This is a genomic window from Ruegeria sp. SAZD013 (assembly GCF_059612525.1).
The window spans coordinates 25,265-41,421 of sequence record NZ_JBXWQT010000001.1 but is presented as its reverse complement, the minus strand read 5'-3'; the positions used below and the strand labels follow the sequence as shown (position 1 = coordinate 41,421).

Sequence of the window (16,157 nt, the reverse complement as noted above, 5' to 3'; positions counted from 1 at the left end):
AAGTAAAAAGACTGGATTTGAAAAGATGACCGAACACTCGATCAAAACGCTTTCTCTTGCCGAGGTTCGGGCGCTGGCGAAAGCCGTACTTGTTTCTGCCGGAGTTAATGCACAGGGCAGCGATATTCTGGCCGACATTGTTACCCGGTCCGAGCGGGACGGCCCGCGCAGCCACGGATTGCGTATGCTGCCGGTCTATGTCCAAAGCTTCACCTCGGGCTATGCAAACGGCAATGCGAAGCCAAAGATAGAAAAGGCTGCCCCGGGCGTTCTGCGCTGTGACGCCGATAACGGGTATTATCAGGTCGCGGCAGCCGAAGCCCGCGACATGTTGATCGAAATGACGCGGGAAAACGGCATTGCCGCTTTCACCTGCGCAAATTGCCACCATCTGGGCGCGTTAAGGTTTGACACCGAACCGCTTGCCGAAGCTGGTCTGGTGGCTTTCGCCGTGATCAACTCATTGTCCATGGTGGTGCCGCAAGGCGGGGTGCGCCCGGTATTTGGCACCAACCCGATGTCTTTTGCCTGTCCGCGCGAGGGCGGTGCGCCGATAGTCTGGGATCAGGCGTCTTCAATGGTTGCTTTGATGGATATCCGCATGGCCGCAGCCGAGGGGCACGACCTGCCCCACCCTGCCGGTCTGGACCCTGACGGCGCACCCAGTACGGACCCGAACGCTATCCTGGAAACCCGCAGCCTGTTACCTTTTGGCGAGCACAAGGGCGCCGCAATCGCTTTCATGGTTGAAGTGTTGGGTGCCGCCCTGGCTGGTGGAACCCTTTCCGTGAACAATCAAGAACGTGAGGCGTTCGGAGCCCTTAACATCAAAGGCGGTGCAACACTGATTGCGATTGATCCGACGCGGTTCGGCAACGAGGCCTTCAATCAATATATCGCGCGCATTTGCTCAGAAATTGTCGGTAATGGGGACGCCCGTGTTCCGGGTGATGGGCGTCTGGCCAAACGGGCGGCAGCCGAGGCTGACGGTGTTGAGGTCAGCGCCGAGGTTCTGGCCACGTTAAACGCGTCCTGAAAAACCTGCGCTCAGCTTTCTGGCTAGAGGGCCTTCCTACGACACGGGCGGATTCAAGCGCCAATCCAGCTTTGAACAGGCGGTAATCTTGCCGAACCAAGCACGGATGCGACAGTCCATTCTCCCCTCGTAACGGCGGTCCGTTGGGGTCTGAGTCGTCGCACTTATCGACCGCCGCCCGCAACAAATAGCCTGGAAAAGAAGTCAAACAGGTCAGCGTGACACTCTAATGGCAGGATATGCGCCACATATTGGTCCGGCCTGACGACGACCATACAGCCCTTTGTCCGGTCAATTCCGCGCATTTCGTAGATGTCTTCACGCCTCTTGTGATCAACGCAAAAAACCTTCTCGAAGTCGCGCAGGCCATACCTGCCCTTCTCGGGTTTCAAAAGAGACGGCATATCCTCATAATTCAGCGATATGAAATCCTGCGGGAAGATGGCCCGTAGGTCTATCAAACCGTCGATGTCTTCGTCAGGGCGCACAAACCGTCGCAGAGGAGAGTTCGGATCGCTTTGCAAAACCTCGCAAAGCTGATGGATCGATCCGCCTTGGGTACCTGCGTCTCTCTGTCCTGCGAAGGCATAGAGCCTCCAGCGCGCATCCGCTTCGGCCACATGCCCCAATTGCATGGGCATGGCATCTGCAAGCCGGACAACTGGTGCTGAATGAAATCGCTTGCCTATAACCAGCCCACGCGCCAGATGCTGGTGAACCGGTTCGGCGACCAAGTCCGAAGGCCCATAGTGAACCGAAAGCCCGCCGGTGAACTCCAGATTTTCGATAAACTGTTTTTGAAATCGGGGCATATCGGTGCCGTCAAGCTCTGACTCGCCCGGAGGCGCACTCATGATCCGGGCCCATTTATGGTCGGTTTCGACCAGTCTTTTGGCCTCTTGCAAACGCTCGGCCGAGTAGCTGTGAAGAAGATCAGGCTTTGACCTTCCTGTCAGCACATGCACCAGTTTCCAGCCCAGGTTGAAAGTATCGCCCATCGACACGTTCATCCCCTGACCCGCCTTGGGGCTATGCGTGTGGCAGGCGTCGCCCGCCGTGAAAACGCGCGGGGTGCGTGTAGCAACTTCATGCTTAGGAACATCGTCGAACTTGTCGGTCAGCCTGTGGCCAATCTCGTAGACCGACCACCAAACGACTTCATTTACGTCGATGGAATAAGGACGCATGATCCGGTTCGCGGCAGCGATGATATGGTCAGCCGTCAGATTGCGGTTGGCGATCCGCTCATCCGGGTTCAGTTTGTCAAGCTCAACATACATTCGGAACAGGTATCCGCCTTCGCGCGGAAGGATCAGAACGTTTCCTTCCGATGCCGATTGAACAAGGCATTTCCGCCGCAAATCGGGAAAATCGGAATTCGCCAGAATGTCCATAACGCCCCACGCCTGATGTGCGGCATCGCCTTGCAGCTTACCCCCGATGGCCTTGCGCACATTGCTGCGTGCACCGTCACAGCCTACGACATAGTTGGCACGCACTGTAAGCCGTTCAACCACGCCACCATCATCGCCCAAGCGTTCAAGCTCTGCCGTGACGGGGTGATCCGTGGAACCGGTATCAATTGTGAAATCGCTGACACGAAGCCCGTAATGGGGTTGCAGCCGCGTTGGAGCGTTTCTCATCACATCCAGAAACAGCTCATGAATCCGGGCCTGATTCATCAAGGTATGTGGCATCTCGGATTGATCTTCGGCAACGTCCTGCACCGTGCCCGCCCGGCGGATGTGGCCCGGGCTTGCGGGATCGGGCGTCCAGAATGCCGTTTGGTTGACCCAATACGCTTCGCGCTTCACTTTCTCAGCAAAACCAAACGCCTGAAACATCTCCATCGAGCGGACGTTGACGCCATCCGCCTGGCCTTTCTCCATCGGACCAGGCTTTTGATCCACGATCATTGTCGAAATTTCGGCGAACCCGGCCAGTTGCGCTGCAAGGCAAAGCCCCGCCGGTCCACAACCCGCGATCAGAACGTCAACCTTTTCGGGGATGGTTGCGGGGTGGTTGTGGTGATCGGAGCGGCTGAGCGCAGCCGGTTTGATATCCGGGTCACCCGGACGAAATCCATCAACGTAATATTGCATTGTCCCCTCCTCCGCAGGTTCACATAAACTTAATAACTGTACTTACTATTTCCTGTCAACAAAGATATGTACACTCACTAATTGCCGCGGTAATTCTGGAATAAGTGACGGCGTAAAGTGATTTCGGAGGTTTTGCGTGAGTATTTACGGAATGGCGGGCCACCTCATCCGCAGGCTCAATCAGATTTCAACCCACGTGTTCTCGGTCCGGATGCAGGAGGCCGGGATTGACCTTACATCCGTTCAGTTCGCAGCACTTGAAACAATTCGCGCCGAACCCGGCATTGATCAGGCCACAGTCGCGGCGAAAATCGCCTATGACCGCGCAACAATCGGCGGGGTCATCGACCGGCTGGAGCAGAAAAACTACGTCAAACGCTCGGTCAGTCAACGTGACAGACGCGCGCGAGAGGTCACCTTATCCGGAAAAGGAAAAGACATCCTTGCGGCGGCTATGCCAGTCGTAATTGACCTGCAAAACGAGATCCTCGGAGGGCTAACTCCGAATGAACGCGAAACGTTCCTGAAGCTCGCAGGCAAGGCAGTTGATGCTGTCACCGACGATAACACACGGCCTTGAATTACAAAGCGGACGCTGGTTCAATTAAAACAAGGAAAGCAAATCCACCATTTTTGAGCTTTAGTTTCCGAAACTAGAAACTAAAATCTAAGAAATCTCAATTTACCTTTGAGCCAACCGAGGGCAATGTAATCCTGAGAGGATAAATTGCGTCCGCGCATGACCTGTCTGATGCGTAGCGTTTCGACGAAAAGGTTCACATGTGTGAACATTCTGTTTTCCGAAAAGGACCTGAAACCAAACACTAAAAAAGTGGATATAACTCGTTATAAAACATAACTAATATGAGCAATCATGAACAGGGGATGATACTCATAGGTCATCTAGGGAGGAGACCATGACCAACTTGCGCAGAACCATACTCAAATCTGCAGTGACAGCGATTGCTTTCGGTGCCATGTCAACCACTGCCATCGCGGCCGAAGTGACACTGCGGATGCACCAATTCCTGCCGGCACAAGCCAACGTACCCAAGAACGTTCTGGATGTCTGGGCCGACAAGGTCGAAGCGGATTCGGATGGCCGGATCGAAATTCAAAGGTTTCCGTCCATGCAGCTTGGGGGCAAACCCCCCGAACTGATCGACCAAGCCATTGATGGTGTGGCAGACATTGTCTGGACTGTGTCCGGATATACACCAGGCCGCTTTCCCCGAACCGAGGTGTTCGAACTGCCGTTCACCATGACTAATGCCGAAGCCGTCTCACGCGCCTATTGGGATCTGGCCGAAGAAACCATGATGGACGATGACTTCAAGCAGTTCAAAGTACTCGGGCTCTGGGTGCACGGCCCCGGTTTGATCCATTCAAAGGAACCGATCGAAAGCATCGAGGATCTGAACGGCGTAAAGCTGCGCGCACCGACACGCGTAACCAACGGCCTTTTCAGCTCGCTTGGAGCAACCCCGGTTGGCATGCCTGTTCCTGCGGTGCCTGAAGCGCTGTCCAAAGGCGTGATCGACGCCACCGTGATTCCCTGGGAAGTGACCGGCGCCCTGAAGGTCAACGAGCTGGTCGGAAACCACACGACCTTTGGCGACGACACGCTATACACCACCACTTTCATCTTCGCGATGAACAAGGACCGCTGGGATGCACTGCCGGATGATCTGAAGGCCGTCATCGACGCCAACTCGGGTGCTGAATTCTCGGCCTTCGCAGGCAAGCAGATGCAGGCCGATGACGACGGGCCTCACAAGCAGGCGATGGAACGCGGCAACAACATCATCACGCTGAGCCCGGAACAGGTCGCGGAATGGAAGGCAGCATCACAGCCGACCACTGACGCCTGGATCGCCGAGATGGATGAAAAAGGTCTGGATGGAACCGGCTTGCGCGCCCGCGCGCTCGAACTGATTTCGCAATACTCCGGCAACTGATCCGGTCGCTCTTCCGGCGCTATTTCCCGCCGGGAGAGCAATCCCTTTGGAGTTGATCATGCAGAAACTGGTAGAGCGCATCGCGCGCTTCATGGCCGTTCTCGGCGGTGTGGTTCTGACTGCGCTGGTCCTGCTGACCTGTGTCAGCGTGCTGGGGCGCGGCCTGAATACGCTGGGCCACTCGGACGTTATGACGTCACTGTCGGAAGCAGCGGCAAATGCGCTGATTGCATCGGGCGTCGGGCCGGTGAATGGCGATTTTGAACTGGTCGAAGCCGGCATTGCATTCGCCATATTCTCGTTCCTGCCGATCTGCCAGCTCTATGGCTCTCACGCCACAGTCGACGTATTCACCAACACGCTTCCGACAAAGGCGAACAAAGTGATCATCACATTCTGGGAATTCGTCCTGTCGCTTGTCATTCTTTTGATTACGTGGCGCTTGTTTGTCGGCATGCAAAACAAGCTGGACTATGGTGAAACGACCTTTCTGCTGCAATTTCCGGTTTGGTGGGCCTATGGGCTAAGCTTTGTTGCCGCCCTTGTCGCATCACTTGTTGCTGTCTATTGCGCCGTCGCGCAGGTCATCGAGCTTGTCACCGGGCGTCATATCCTGCCCTACCGCGGGGAGGCCGCACATTGACCATGCTCGAACTGGGCTACGTGTCCTTTCCCGTACTTCTGATCATGATCTTTCTGCGCGCACCGATTGGCCTTGCCATGTTGCTGTGCGGGATTGGCGGGCTGTATTTTGCCATGGGTGGCACCAGCATGTTCATGGCCAAGCTCAAAACCGAAACCTACTCAACCTTTTCCAGCTATTCGCTGACGATCATTCCGATGTTCCTGCTGATGGGGCAGTTCGCGACATTGTCGGGCATGTCTTCAGCCTTGTTCAAAGCTGCTGAAAGCTGGCTGGGCCACCGCAAAGGGGGCGTCGCCATGGCGGCAGTCGGCGCTTGTGCCGGATTTGGCGCAATCTGCGGGTCCTCCCTTGCCACTGCCGCAACGATGAGCCGTGTCGCGCTGCCCGAACTGCGCCGCTACGGCTATTCCGGCGGGTTTTCAACCGCAACGCTTGCTGCTGGCGGCACATTGGGCATTCTGATCCCGCCTTCGGTGATCCTTGTGATCTATGCGATCCTGACGGAACAGAATATCGCCAAGCTGTTTCTCGCGGCCTTTGTTCCGGGCATTCTGGCAGCGCTCGGCTATATCATCACGATTTCGATCTATGTGCGCATGTATCCTGACGCCGCGGGCACCCGCGAAGCGATCCCGTATCCTGAACGCGTTCGGGCACTGCTGGATGTCTGGCCTGTCCTGCTGGTTTTTGGCCTTGTTGTCGGTGGCATCTATCTTGGCTGGTTCACCCCAACCGAAGGCGCAGCCGTGGGGGCGGCGGGAACCGGGCTGATTGCTCTGATCTCGGGCAATCTGAACTGGCAGGTCTTCGTCGAAAGCATCATTGCAACGGCCTCAAGCACGGCGATGATCTTCTTCATCGTGTTGGGCGCAGGGCTGTATAACAGTTTCCTAGCGCTCACTCAGGTACCGCAGGAACTGTCTGGCTGGGTCGTTGGACTTGGGCTCAGCCCGTGGATGGTGTTGTGCCTGATCCTGGTGTTCTACCTGATCTTTGGATGTCTGATGGACAGCCTGTCAATGATCCTGCTGACTATCCCGATCTTCTTTCCGGTCATCAGCGCACTGGATTTCGGCATGAGCCCCGAGCATGTGGCCATCTGGTTCGGTATTCTGGTTCTGATCGTTGTCGAGGTCGGGCTGATCACCCCTCCGGTCGGGATGAACCTGTTCATTATCAACGCTATGGATCGTTCAACCCCGATGACCCAAACTTACAAGGCAGTGATGTGGTTTGTCACCTCTGACATCATTCGGGTCATGATCCTGGTGCTGTTTCCGGCCATTACCCTGTTCCTGATCCCCTAGCGAAATCACCATCAGCGGTCCGGGGCGGGCCCATCCGAAAATAGATATGAGACACAACAATGATTGAACATACTAAAATGGAGAGAGCACGATGCAGTTAAGTGGATGTGTCGCCCTGGTCACCGGCGGCGGAAGCGGGCTGGGTGCTGCAACGGCTAGGCATTTCGCCGCCAGCGGAGCAAAGGTTGCCGTTTTGGATTTCAATGCTGAAGGTGCGAAGGCAGTTGCTGACGAAATTGGTGGTCTTGCCCTGCAAGCCGATGTCAGTGACGAGGCCGCCGTCAGTGCCGCGTTTGAGACGGCAATAGCCCATTTCGGGTCAGCACCCAGAATCGCTGTCAGTTGTGCGGGCGTCGGCATGGCGGCCAGGATCGTCGGGCGCGAAGGCAAGCTGTCATTCGACGTGTTCGAGAAAACTCTGCGCGTGAACCTTTTTGGCACCTACAACGTCATGAGCCACGCGGCGAGACACATGGCCGGTCTCGACCCGTTGGCTGACGGTGAACGCGGTGTGATCATCAACACGGCGTCGGTTGCGTGGCAGGACGGTCAATTGGGTCAAGCCGCTTATGCCGCATCCAAAGGGGCAATCGCCTCGATGTGCCTGCCTGCCGCACGGGAGCTCGCGCAGTCGGGGATTCGGGTGATGGCCATCGCACCTGGCCTGTTCCACACGCCAATGATGGAAGGCTTGCCGGAAGAGGTCAGTGCCAAGATCACTGCGAACATTCCCTTCCCGGCCCGCCTTGGCGAAGCGCGTGAGTTCGCAATGCTCGCCGAACAGATCGTTGAAAACCCGTTTTTGAATGGCACCACTATTCGACTTGATGGCGCCGTTCGTCTGCCGCCCCGGTAAGGAGTTCCCCATGGACAGCCAAATCCTGAACATTGAGGTCAACGGATCCATCGCGACCCTGACCATGAACCGCCCTGACAAGCGAAACGCGATGTGCGAGGAACTGTTAGGCGCGCTGGATGATTTCTTTTCAGCTCCACCCAAGAACGTGCGCGTGGTGATCCTGACCGGAACTGAAGGGCATTATTGTTCCGGATTGGACCTGTCCGAGCATGTTCATCGTACGGCCGAGGAAAACCTGCACCATTCCCGCCACTGGCACAGTGTCATGGACAAGATCCAGTTGGGTGGGCTTGCGGTTGTCTCGGCCATGTTTGGCGCCGTGATCGGCGGCGGGCTGGAGCTTGCAGCGGCAACACATGTTCGCATCGCTGAACCTTCGACGATCTTTCAGCTTCCCGAAGGCCGGCGCGGAATATTTGTCGGTGGCGGTGCGACCGCGCGGGTCGGTCGCCTGCTGGGGGCCGATCGGATGACCGAGATGATGTTGACCGGCCGCAAATATGGTGCCGATGAAGGGGTATCGCTGGGGCTTGCACATTATAGCGTGGGTGAAGGCGAGGCTTTGGCGCTGGCCCAAAAGCTGGCAGGTAAGATTTCCCGAAACGCGCCACTGTCAAACTATCTGATGATTCAGGCGGTCGCGCGGATCAATGAAATGTCGCAGAACGACGGACTGTTTACTGAATCGCTGGCCGCGGCCCTGTCGCAAACAACACCAGATGCGCAGGAAGGACTGCGGGCCTTTCTTGAAAAGCGCGCCCCGAACTTCAGGTGAACACATGAAAAGGAAAAATGAACACACGCCAGAAGACGGCGCGCCTAACACGATCAGCGATGCCACGCTGCGGGGGTTTGTCGGGTATCGCATGAAACGGGCCTTCAATGTGGTGCAGGAAGACCTGACAACAACTCTGCGTCCCTTTGGTCTGCGAATGCTGACTTATACGGCACTGGTTCTCATCGTCGATAACCCCGGTTTGCGGCAGTCCCAACTGGCTGACGCAATGGATATCGAGCGCCCGAACCTTGTCGTCATCATTGACGAGCTGGAGCGCAGGGAACTGATCGTCCGCGACCGGGTACCGACCGACCGGCGCGCCTATGCGCTAAGGACGACACTGGCGGGCAGGCAATTATATGAAAAGGCCGTCGCCGCGGTTACCGCCCACGAAGGCAAGCTGCTGGCCTGTTTGGATGACGCAACCATCACCACCGTTTTCGATGCCCTCAGGACGATCGAAAAAGCGAGGAAAAGGGGCTGATCATGCAACGCACATCGGAATACCTGGTGCATTCTGTTTCGCGCGAAGATCGGGCCGACGGTTCCATCCTGCTGAAATCAAACCACACTCTTGGTCCTGTCGTCGACAAAACCGGTGTCTGGCTGCACGCCTGGGCCTCGGACGCGCCTGACCGCACGTTCATTGCTGAACGCAGCGGCGCAGGATGGCGCAAGGAAAGCTATGCGACCACGCTTGAAAAGGTGCGGGCAATCGCAAGCTCGCTATTGGCGCGTGGGATGGGGCCTGACAAACCGATCCTGATCATGAGCGGCAACGGCTTGGATCATGGTCTGCTGAGCCTGGCTGCTCAGTACATTGGCGTACCGACTGCGCCCGTAGCCGAACAATACGCCTTGATCCACGGTGCACATGGCCGCCTGCGCCATGCCATCGAACTGGTGCGCCCGAAGATGGCCTATGTCGTCGATGCGGATCAATACCGAGAGGCGCTGGAACTGGATGCGCTTCAAGGGGTCGAAATCGTAGCCAGCCGAAAAGGCAGGAACAGTCAGGTCACAGCGTTCGACGAACTTCTCAAAGGGGATGTCAGTGTCGATCTGGAGGCAGCCTATGAACTGGTTGGCCCCGATTCCGTCGCCAAGATCCTAATGACCAGCGGTTCAACCTCGGCCCCGAAGGGGGTCATCACGACCCAACGCATGATGTGCGTGAACCAGACCATGCTGGCCGACGGGTTGCCATTTCTGCGCACGCGTCCGCCCCGTGTGGTCGATTGGCTGCCATGGAACCACGTCTTTGGCGGATCTCATAACTTCAACATGATGCTCGCCAACGGCGGAAGCTTCTACATCGACGACGGCAAACCTGTAGCCGGTCTGTTTGAGAGGACGCTGGAAAACCTGTCCATGGTCACCGGCACGCTCAGCTTCAATGTCCCCGTAGGTTACAGCATGCTGCTGGGCGCATTGCAGCGGGATGGCGATTTGCGTCGGCGGTTTTTCGAAGAACTTGATCTGATCTTTTATGCGGGCGCTTCACTGCCACAGGACATCTGGTCTGGATTTGAACAGATGGCGCTGGATGTCAAAGGTGAGATACCGCTGATGACCTCGTCCTGGGGGCTGACCGAGACAGCGCCCGCCACAATGATGCAGTCCGAGCCCATTGACCGTTCCGGGGTTGTTGGCGTTCCGATGAACGGCGTGACACTCAAGCTGATACCGGATGAAGACATGCGATGCGAAATGCGCATCAAAGGGCCAAACGTGATGCCCGGGTACTTCAACGAGCCGGGCAAGACAGCCAGCGTTTTCGATGAAGAAGGGTTTTTCATTACCGGCGACGCCATGCGGTTCATCGACCCGCAGGACGTAAACAAAGGTATGAAATTCGACGGCCGGATATCCGAGGATTTCAAATTGCTGACCGGAACATGGGTGCGGGCCGCGCAATTGAGGATGGACTTGTTGACCTGTCTTGCGCCTCTTGCCTCAGATCTGGTCATTACAGGTGCCGACAGAAATGAGATCGGCGTCATGGTCTTTCCCGATGTCGCCGAGCTGAAGCGGGAAGGATTTGACCTGAACGACGACAGTGGCGCCTACTGCTGCAAATTGCTGCATAGCGAAATCCACCGCCGCCTGGCAGAGCGCGCCCGCGAGTTATCGGGCAGCTCCACACGGGTCGGGCGCGCCATTGTCCTTAGCGAGCCCGCCTCGATGCCCGAGGGCGAAATGACCGCCAAGGGGAACCTCAATTTCCGCAAGATACTGACACGCCGGCAAAATTTACTTGAGCGTCTTTATGACGACGCCGATCCGGCAATCATAAAGATCTGAGAAAGGAACGAACAGATGGTCGATATCTCCAAGGTTCGCGCAATCGACATTCACACCCACGCTGAAGAACCCTGCGGGTGCCACTCGGATGACGGCTATGACGACCTGCAGGCAACCATGGCCAACTACTTTGGCGCGCCGTGGAGCCATCCGCCTACGGTTCCCGAAACTGCACAGCACTATCGCGAGCAAAACATAGCCGCGGTGATCTTCCCGGTCGATGCCGAGCGGGAAACCGGCTATCGGCGCTACAAGAACGAAGAAGTTGCCGCATTGGCGGCGGAAAATGACGACGTGCTGATCCCGTTTGCGTCAATTGATCCGCACAAGGGCAAGATGGGCGCACGCGAGGCGCGCCGCCTGATCCACGAATTTGGTATCAAAGGGTTCAAGTTTCATCCGACGATGCAGGGGTTCTACCCCAATGAGCGCATGGCTTATGACCTTTACGAAGCAATCGCCGAGGAAGGCTGCATCGCCCTGTTTCACACTGGTCAGACCGGTGTCGGTTCGGGCATGCGGGGTGGTAACGGAATGCGGCTTAAATACTCGAACCCGATGTTCATGGATGACGTCGCCGTCGATTTTCCGGATATGAAGATCATCCTCGCGCATCCGTCATTTCCCTGGCAGGAAGAGGCGCTGTCCGTGGCGCAGCACAAGCCCAACGTCTATATCGACCTGTCCGGTTGGTCACCAAAGTACTTCCCCGAGATTCTGGTGAAATACTGCAACTCGATCCTCAAGAAAAAGGTCCTGTTTGGGTCCGACTGGCCCATGATCACTCCAGAACGCTGGCTGTCGGATTTCGAGAAGATCAATATCAAGGACGAACTGCGCCCGGACATCATCAAAGGCAATGCCGCGCGCCTGCTGGGACTGACCCCGTGATGCTGCCCCCTGCCCCATCACTGCCCTACCCAGTCACTTTGAACTTCGACGGTGCCGAACCGCCAGAACCGGGCCGCGTCGTGGTCGTCGAAGTCACCAGCTATCGGGTGACATGATCATGAAGCCATTCGAAGCCCCACTTGCGGACATCTTATTCACGTTGAACCACGTAGTCCGGGCCACCGATCTTCCAGATTGGGACGCTGACCTTGCTGGTGAGATCGGCGAACATTTTGCCGCCTTCGCACAAGGTGAAATTGCCCCGCTGGACGAGCCGGGAGACAGGCAGGGATGCTCGCTGGAAAACGGTCGCGTATCCATGCCTGCCGGCTTTGCCCAAGTTTATGCAACGTATTCGGAACAGGGCTGGCCCTCGCTCACCGTGCCTGGAGAATATGGCGGTCAAGGGCTTGGTGCCCTGATACTGGCCATAACGTCCGAGGTGTTTTCGGGCGCAAACCACAGCCTTCAGATGGTTACTGGGTTGGTTCCGGGCGCGGTGCGTACCTTGTTGCGCTTTGGCACGAAAGATCAGCAGTCCCGTTACATTCCCTCTCTGGCCTCGGGTGAAACTCTGGCCACCATGTGCCTGACCGAACCCGGGGCCGGGTCTGACCTTTCTCGCGTGCGCTGCCGGGCGGAACCTTCTGAAGATGGCTGGAAGATCACGGGAGAAAAAATCTTTATCTCTGGCGGTGACCAGGACATGAGCGATCATATCCTGCATCTTGTGCTTGCGCGCACGTCCGATGAAGGCGTCAGAGGTTTATCGCTGTTTCTATGCCCCAGCACCTGCACTGACGGCAGCCGTAACCACGTTACCGTAACGCGCATCGAGGAAAAGATGGGCCTGCATGCCTCACCCACGTGCCAGCTGGCATTTGATGGTGCCAAAGCTGAACTGATCGGGGCCGAGGGTGAAGGCCTGCTGGCCATGTTCACCATGATGAACCACGCCCGGCTTGATGTCGCCCTACAGGGCGTCGCGCACGCCGCGCGGGCCTATGACATTGCCAGTACTTTTGCCAGTGAAAGGGTGCAGGGACGCAATGCCGACGGTCAACCGGCAACACTGGATCAACATGCCGATATCCGCCGTATGCTGGATCAAATCGACTGGCTGGCAATCAGCAGCCGCAGTCTTGCACATCTTGCATTTGTCACCATGGAACGGGGTAAATCGCCTGACCTAGTCGATTTTCTGACCCCGGTTGCTAAGGTCTATTGCACCGAAGCCGGTATCAAGGCCGCCGAATTGGGTATGCAGGTACTGGGCGGCTATGGCTATTTGCGCGAATACCGGCTGGAGCAGACCTATCGCGATGCCCGAATTACCTCGATCTATGAAGGGGCCAACGGCATACATGCGCGTATGCTGGCAACACGTCTTGCCGCAGAGCCTGCGGGCGACGCCTTTGCCGAATTTGTTGCGCATGAAGCCGAGCATTGGACATGCGATGCGATCTCGGACGCACTGGACAATTGGCAATCCGCTCGAAGAAAGCTGAAACAGGGTGACAGCGCGGCGATGGCGCATGGGTTCATGCAAACGACGATTGATACCGCTCTGACTTGTCTGCGGGTGCGGCTGCGCAACGCCGCAAGCCTTCATCCATCCCCGGAACGGATCAAACGCATTTGCGGTTGAGGCTGGATCCAAGCGCGCAGATTATCGACAACCGATACCCGCCACCAATCGGACTGAAAGGAACGCAACATGACAGATCCAAAAGTGCTGATCGCGGGTGGTGGTATTGCTGGGTTGTCGCTGGCACTGACACTGCATCAGATTGGCATCGACTGCACTGTCTTTGAAAGCGTTCGGCACCCGCGCCCGCTGGGTGTCGGAATAAACCTGCAACCCAACGCTGTGCGCGAGTTGTACGATCTGGGTTTCACGGCTCAGGATCTGAATAAGTTCGGCGTCCCTGCGCAGGAATGGGCGCTTGTTGGTTTGAATGGGCACGAGATTTACGCGGAACCGCGCGGAACTTTCGCTGGTTACAATTGGCCGCAATACGCGGTGCATCGCGGCGCGTTTCACATGGCGCTTTACCAGCGGTTTGTCGAACGCGCAGGCCCGGATGCCGTACGCCTTGGTGCTCGGGCCACGGGATACCAGAGCAATGCGGATGAGACGGTTACAGTGCGGTTGCAAACTGACCAGGGGGACGTCCGCGAAACCGGTGCCATTCTAATCGGCGCCGACGGTATCCATTCTGCCATCCGAAACCAGATGCATCCAAGCCAACCTCCGATCCATTGGGGAGGCGCCGTCATGTGGCGCGGCACAACTTTGGCAAAGCCCGTGCGCACGGGTTCTTCCTTTGTCGGACTGGGTACGCATAAGAAACGAATGGTGATCTACCCGATCTCACACCCCGATCTCGGAACCGGCATGGCGCTGATAAACTGGATTGCCGAAGTCACCTACGATGACCCGGACGCGCATGCGGCAACCGGGTGGTTCCGGCAGGTCGAGGCCAAGGATTTCGCGCACCATTTTGACGGATGGACCTATGACTGGCTGGATGTTCCAACTCTGATCCGCGGTGCGGATGTGACATATGAAAACCCGATGATCGACCGCGATCCGGTTGAAACGTGGGTTGACGGGCCGGTTGCCCTGATCGGAGACGCCGCACACCCGATGTACCCTACCGGATCGAATGGGGCCAGCCAAGCAATTATGGACGCCCGCATATTGGGGGCCAGTCTGCTCAAGCATGGCGTGGGCCCAACCGCGCTGGCGGCATATGATGACACGCTGTGCGGTCCGGTGTCAGACCTTGTCCTTCGCAATCGGGGTGCCGGGCCTTTTGGCCTGTTGAATTTGGTCAACGACCGCTGTGGCGGTGTGTTCGACGATATTGAAACAGTCATTCCCTTGGCTGAAAGGGCCAGTTTCATGGCCAAATACAAAGCTGCCGCAGGTTTTGCGCGCGACGCCCTGAACAGCGCACAGCCAACGATTGCGCCCGGCTCGCAGCTGGCTTGGCAGGCGTGATGGAAAAGCCATCGGTGGATTGAGAACCTGCGCCCATGACAACAGCGTTTCGCCGGTCCTGTGTATCGCCCGCAAAATCATGCGCTGCCGTGAATGATTTCGCGGCATACCAGCGTGTCCCACCGAAATTTCGTTTGTGGCGAATCGACCAACAGCTAATCGGAAAGAACGCACCGGGTCAGACCTGTCTGATCGTCAGACATGTATTGGACGAAGAAAACTAATTTCATTGCACCGCCTTCTCATGTTCAATTGCACGCAAGGCGACAGGGCCATTGAAAGGACTGAATATGCAGGATCATGGATATGCGTCAGGTCGACTGAACCTACCATTCGTCGGAATATCAACCTTTGGAAAATCTCCGTATGTCGAGGATTGGGACAATATTGATGCGGATGTTTGCATCCTTGGTGCGCCATTTGATTTCGGCACGCAATGGCGCGCCGGGGCAAGGTTCGGCCCTCGGGCCGTGCGTGAAGCTTCGACCCTGTTCAGTTTTGGACATGCCGGTGCCTATGACCACGAAGACGACGCAACCTATCTGGACAGTTCAGTACGTATTGTGGATTTGGGGGATGCGGATATCGTCCACACAAAGACCGAGGCCAGCCACGAAAACATCGCCTATGGTGTTCGCAAAATCCTGACCGCAGGGGCGCTGCCGCTTGTGATCGGCGGCGATCACTCTATCAACATTCCCTGCATTTCCGCGTTTGAAGATGATTGTGCGCAAAATGGCCCGATCCACGTGGTTCAAATCGATGCGCATCTGGATTTCGTGGACGAGCGTCACGGTGTCACCAATGGCCACGGCAACCCCATGCGACGGGCGATCGAAAAAGACTATGTCTCGGGGATGACCCAGTTGGGTATTCGAAACGTCTCGTCAACCGCCAAGGAAGGATACGAGGACGCGCGCGCACGTGGGTCAGACATCTTGTCCGTGCGTCAGGTGAGAAAGCTGGGAACCGAGGCTGTTCTTGAGCGAATTCCCGAAGGTGCTCGGTACTATGTGACAATAGATATTGACGCCTTTTGCCCTTCCATCGCAGCAGGGACCGGGACGCCAAGCCATGGGGGGTTTTTGTATTATGACGTTCTGGAAATCCTTCAGGGCCTCGCCAAGCGCGGCAATGTCGTCGGCATCGACCTTGTCGAAGTGGCACCAGCCTATGACCCCAGCGAAAGCACGCAGATTCTGGCCGCGCAGCTATTGTTGAATTTCCTGGGTTTTATCTTTCGCGAACGCGCCGGTCGCGAGAGATGAA

Annotated in this window: 14 protein-coding genes; 13 read left to right on the top strand and 1 reads right to left on the bottom strand. The window is 56.8% G+C overall.

Translation table 11 applies throughout. From position 1 onward, the window contains the following. The first annotated feature begins 25 nt into the window (after positions 1-25). Positions 26-1,036, top strand: a complete 1,011-nt coding sequence (locus tag AC2FLU_RS00190) for an Ldh family oxidoreductase (RefSeq protein WP_480476344.1) — start codon at positions 26-28, stop codon at positions 1,034-1,036. A 164-nt stretch (positions 1,037-1,200) separates the two neighbouring features. On the opposite strand, the gene AC2FLU_RS00185 is transcribed toward AC2FLU_RS00190, so the two are convergent. Further along, entirely contained in the window at positions 1,201-3,138 is a 1,938-nt protein-coding gene (locus AC2FLU_RS00185) for an FAD-dependent monooxygenase (protein ID WP_480554608.1), read from the bottom strand. 136 nt (positions 3,139-3,274) lie between these two features. On the opposite strand from AC2FLU_RS00185, the gene AC2FLU_RS00180 reads away from it, so the two are divergent. The 12 genes from AC2FLU_RS00180 (at position 3,275) to speB (ending at position 16,156) form a co-directional block, all read left to right on the top strand. After that, entirely contained in the window at positions 3,275-3,718 is a 444-nt protein-coding gene (locus AC2FLU_RS00180; protein ID WP_480516483.1) for a MarR family winged helix-turn-helix transcriptional regulator, read from the top strand. 337 nt (positions 3,719-4,055) lie between these two features. Then, entirely contained in the window at positions 4,056-5,096 is a 1,041-nt protein-coding gene (locus AC2FLU_RS00175; RefSeq protein ID WP_480516481.1) for a TRAP transporter substrate-binding protein, read from the top strand. 58 nt (positions 5,097-5,154) lie between these two features. Beyond that, positions 5,155-5,739, top strand: a complete 585-nt coding sequence (locus tag AC2FLU_RS00170; RefSeq protein ID WP_480554606.1) for a TRAP transporter small permease — start codon at positions 5,155-5,157, stop codon at positions 5,737-5,739. Next, positions 5,736-7,049, top strand: coding sequence for a TRAP transporter large permease (locus AC2FLU_RS00165; protein WP_209504353.1), 1,314 nt, complete (start codon positions 5,736-5,738; stop codon positions 7,047-7,049). The genes AC2FLU_RS00170 and AC2FLU_RS00165 overlap by 4 nt, the downstream gene beginning before the upstream one ends. 91 nt (positions 7,050-7,140) lie before the next feature. Then, on the top strand, positions 7,141-7,905 hold the full coding sequence (locus AC2FLU_RS00160; RefSeq protein ID WP_480476332.1) for an SDR family NAD(P)-dependent oxidoreductase: 765 nt from the start codon (positions 7,141-7,143) through the stop codon (positions 7,903-7,905). Positions 7,906-7,915: 10 nt separating this feature from the next. Continuing rightward, entirely contained in the window at positions 7,916-8,683 is a 768-nt protein-coding gene (locus tag AC2FLU_RS00155) for a crotonase/enoyl-CoA hydratase family protein (RefSeq protein WP_480476330.1), read from the top strand. A 4-nt stretch (positions 8,684-8,687) separates the two neighbouring features. Continuing rightward, the gene (locus tag AC2FLU_RS00150; RefSeq protein ID WP_496714561.1) at positions 8,688-9,170 is read left to right on the top strand and encodes a MarR family winged helix-turn-helix transcriptional regulator; all 483 of its coding nucleotides are present in this window, start codon (positions 8,688-8,690) and stop codon (positions 9,168-9,170) included. Positions 9,171-9,172: 2 nt separating this feature from the next. After that, complete coding sequence (locus AC2FLU_RS00145) at positions 9,173-10,990, top strand: feruloyl-CoA synthase (protein WP_496809241.1); 1,818 nt, start codon at positions 9,173-9,175, stop codon at positions 10,988-10,990. Between the two features lie 15 nt (positions 10,991-11,005). Then, the gene (locus AC2FLU_RS00140) at positions 11,006-11,881 is read left to right on the top strand and encodes an amidohydrolase family protein (protein WP_496809242.1); all 876 of its coding nucleotides are present in this window, start codon (positions 11,006-11,008) and stop codon (positions 11,879-11,881) included. Positions 11,882-11,999: 118 nt separating this feature from the next. Beyond that, the gene (locus tag AC2FLU_RS00135; RefSeq protein ID WP_496809243.1) at positions 12,000-13,529 is read left to right on the top strand and encodes an acyl-CoA dehydrogenase family protein; all 1,530 of its coding nucleotides are present in this window, start codon (positions 12,000-12,002) and stop codon (positions 13,527-13,529) included. Between the two features lie 69 nt (positions 13,530-13,598). Then, a complete protein-coding gene (locus AC2FLU_RS00130) occupies positions 13,599-14,888 on the top strand; it encodes a flavin-dependent oxidoreductase (protein ID WP_496809244.1) in 1,290 nt (429 codons plus the stop codon). 290 nt (positions 14,889-15,178) lie between these two features. Beyond that, complete coding sequence (gene speB / locus AC2FLU_RS00125; protein ID WP_480554598.1) at positions 15,179-16,156, top strand: agmatinase; 978 nt, start codon at positions 15,179-15,181, stop codon at positions 16,154-16,156. Position 16,157 lies beyond the last annotated feature (1 nt).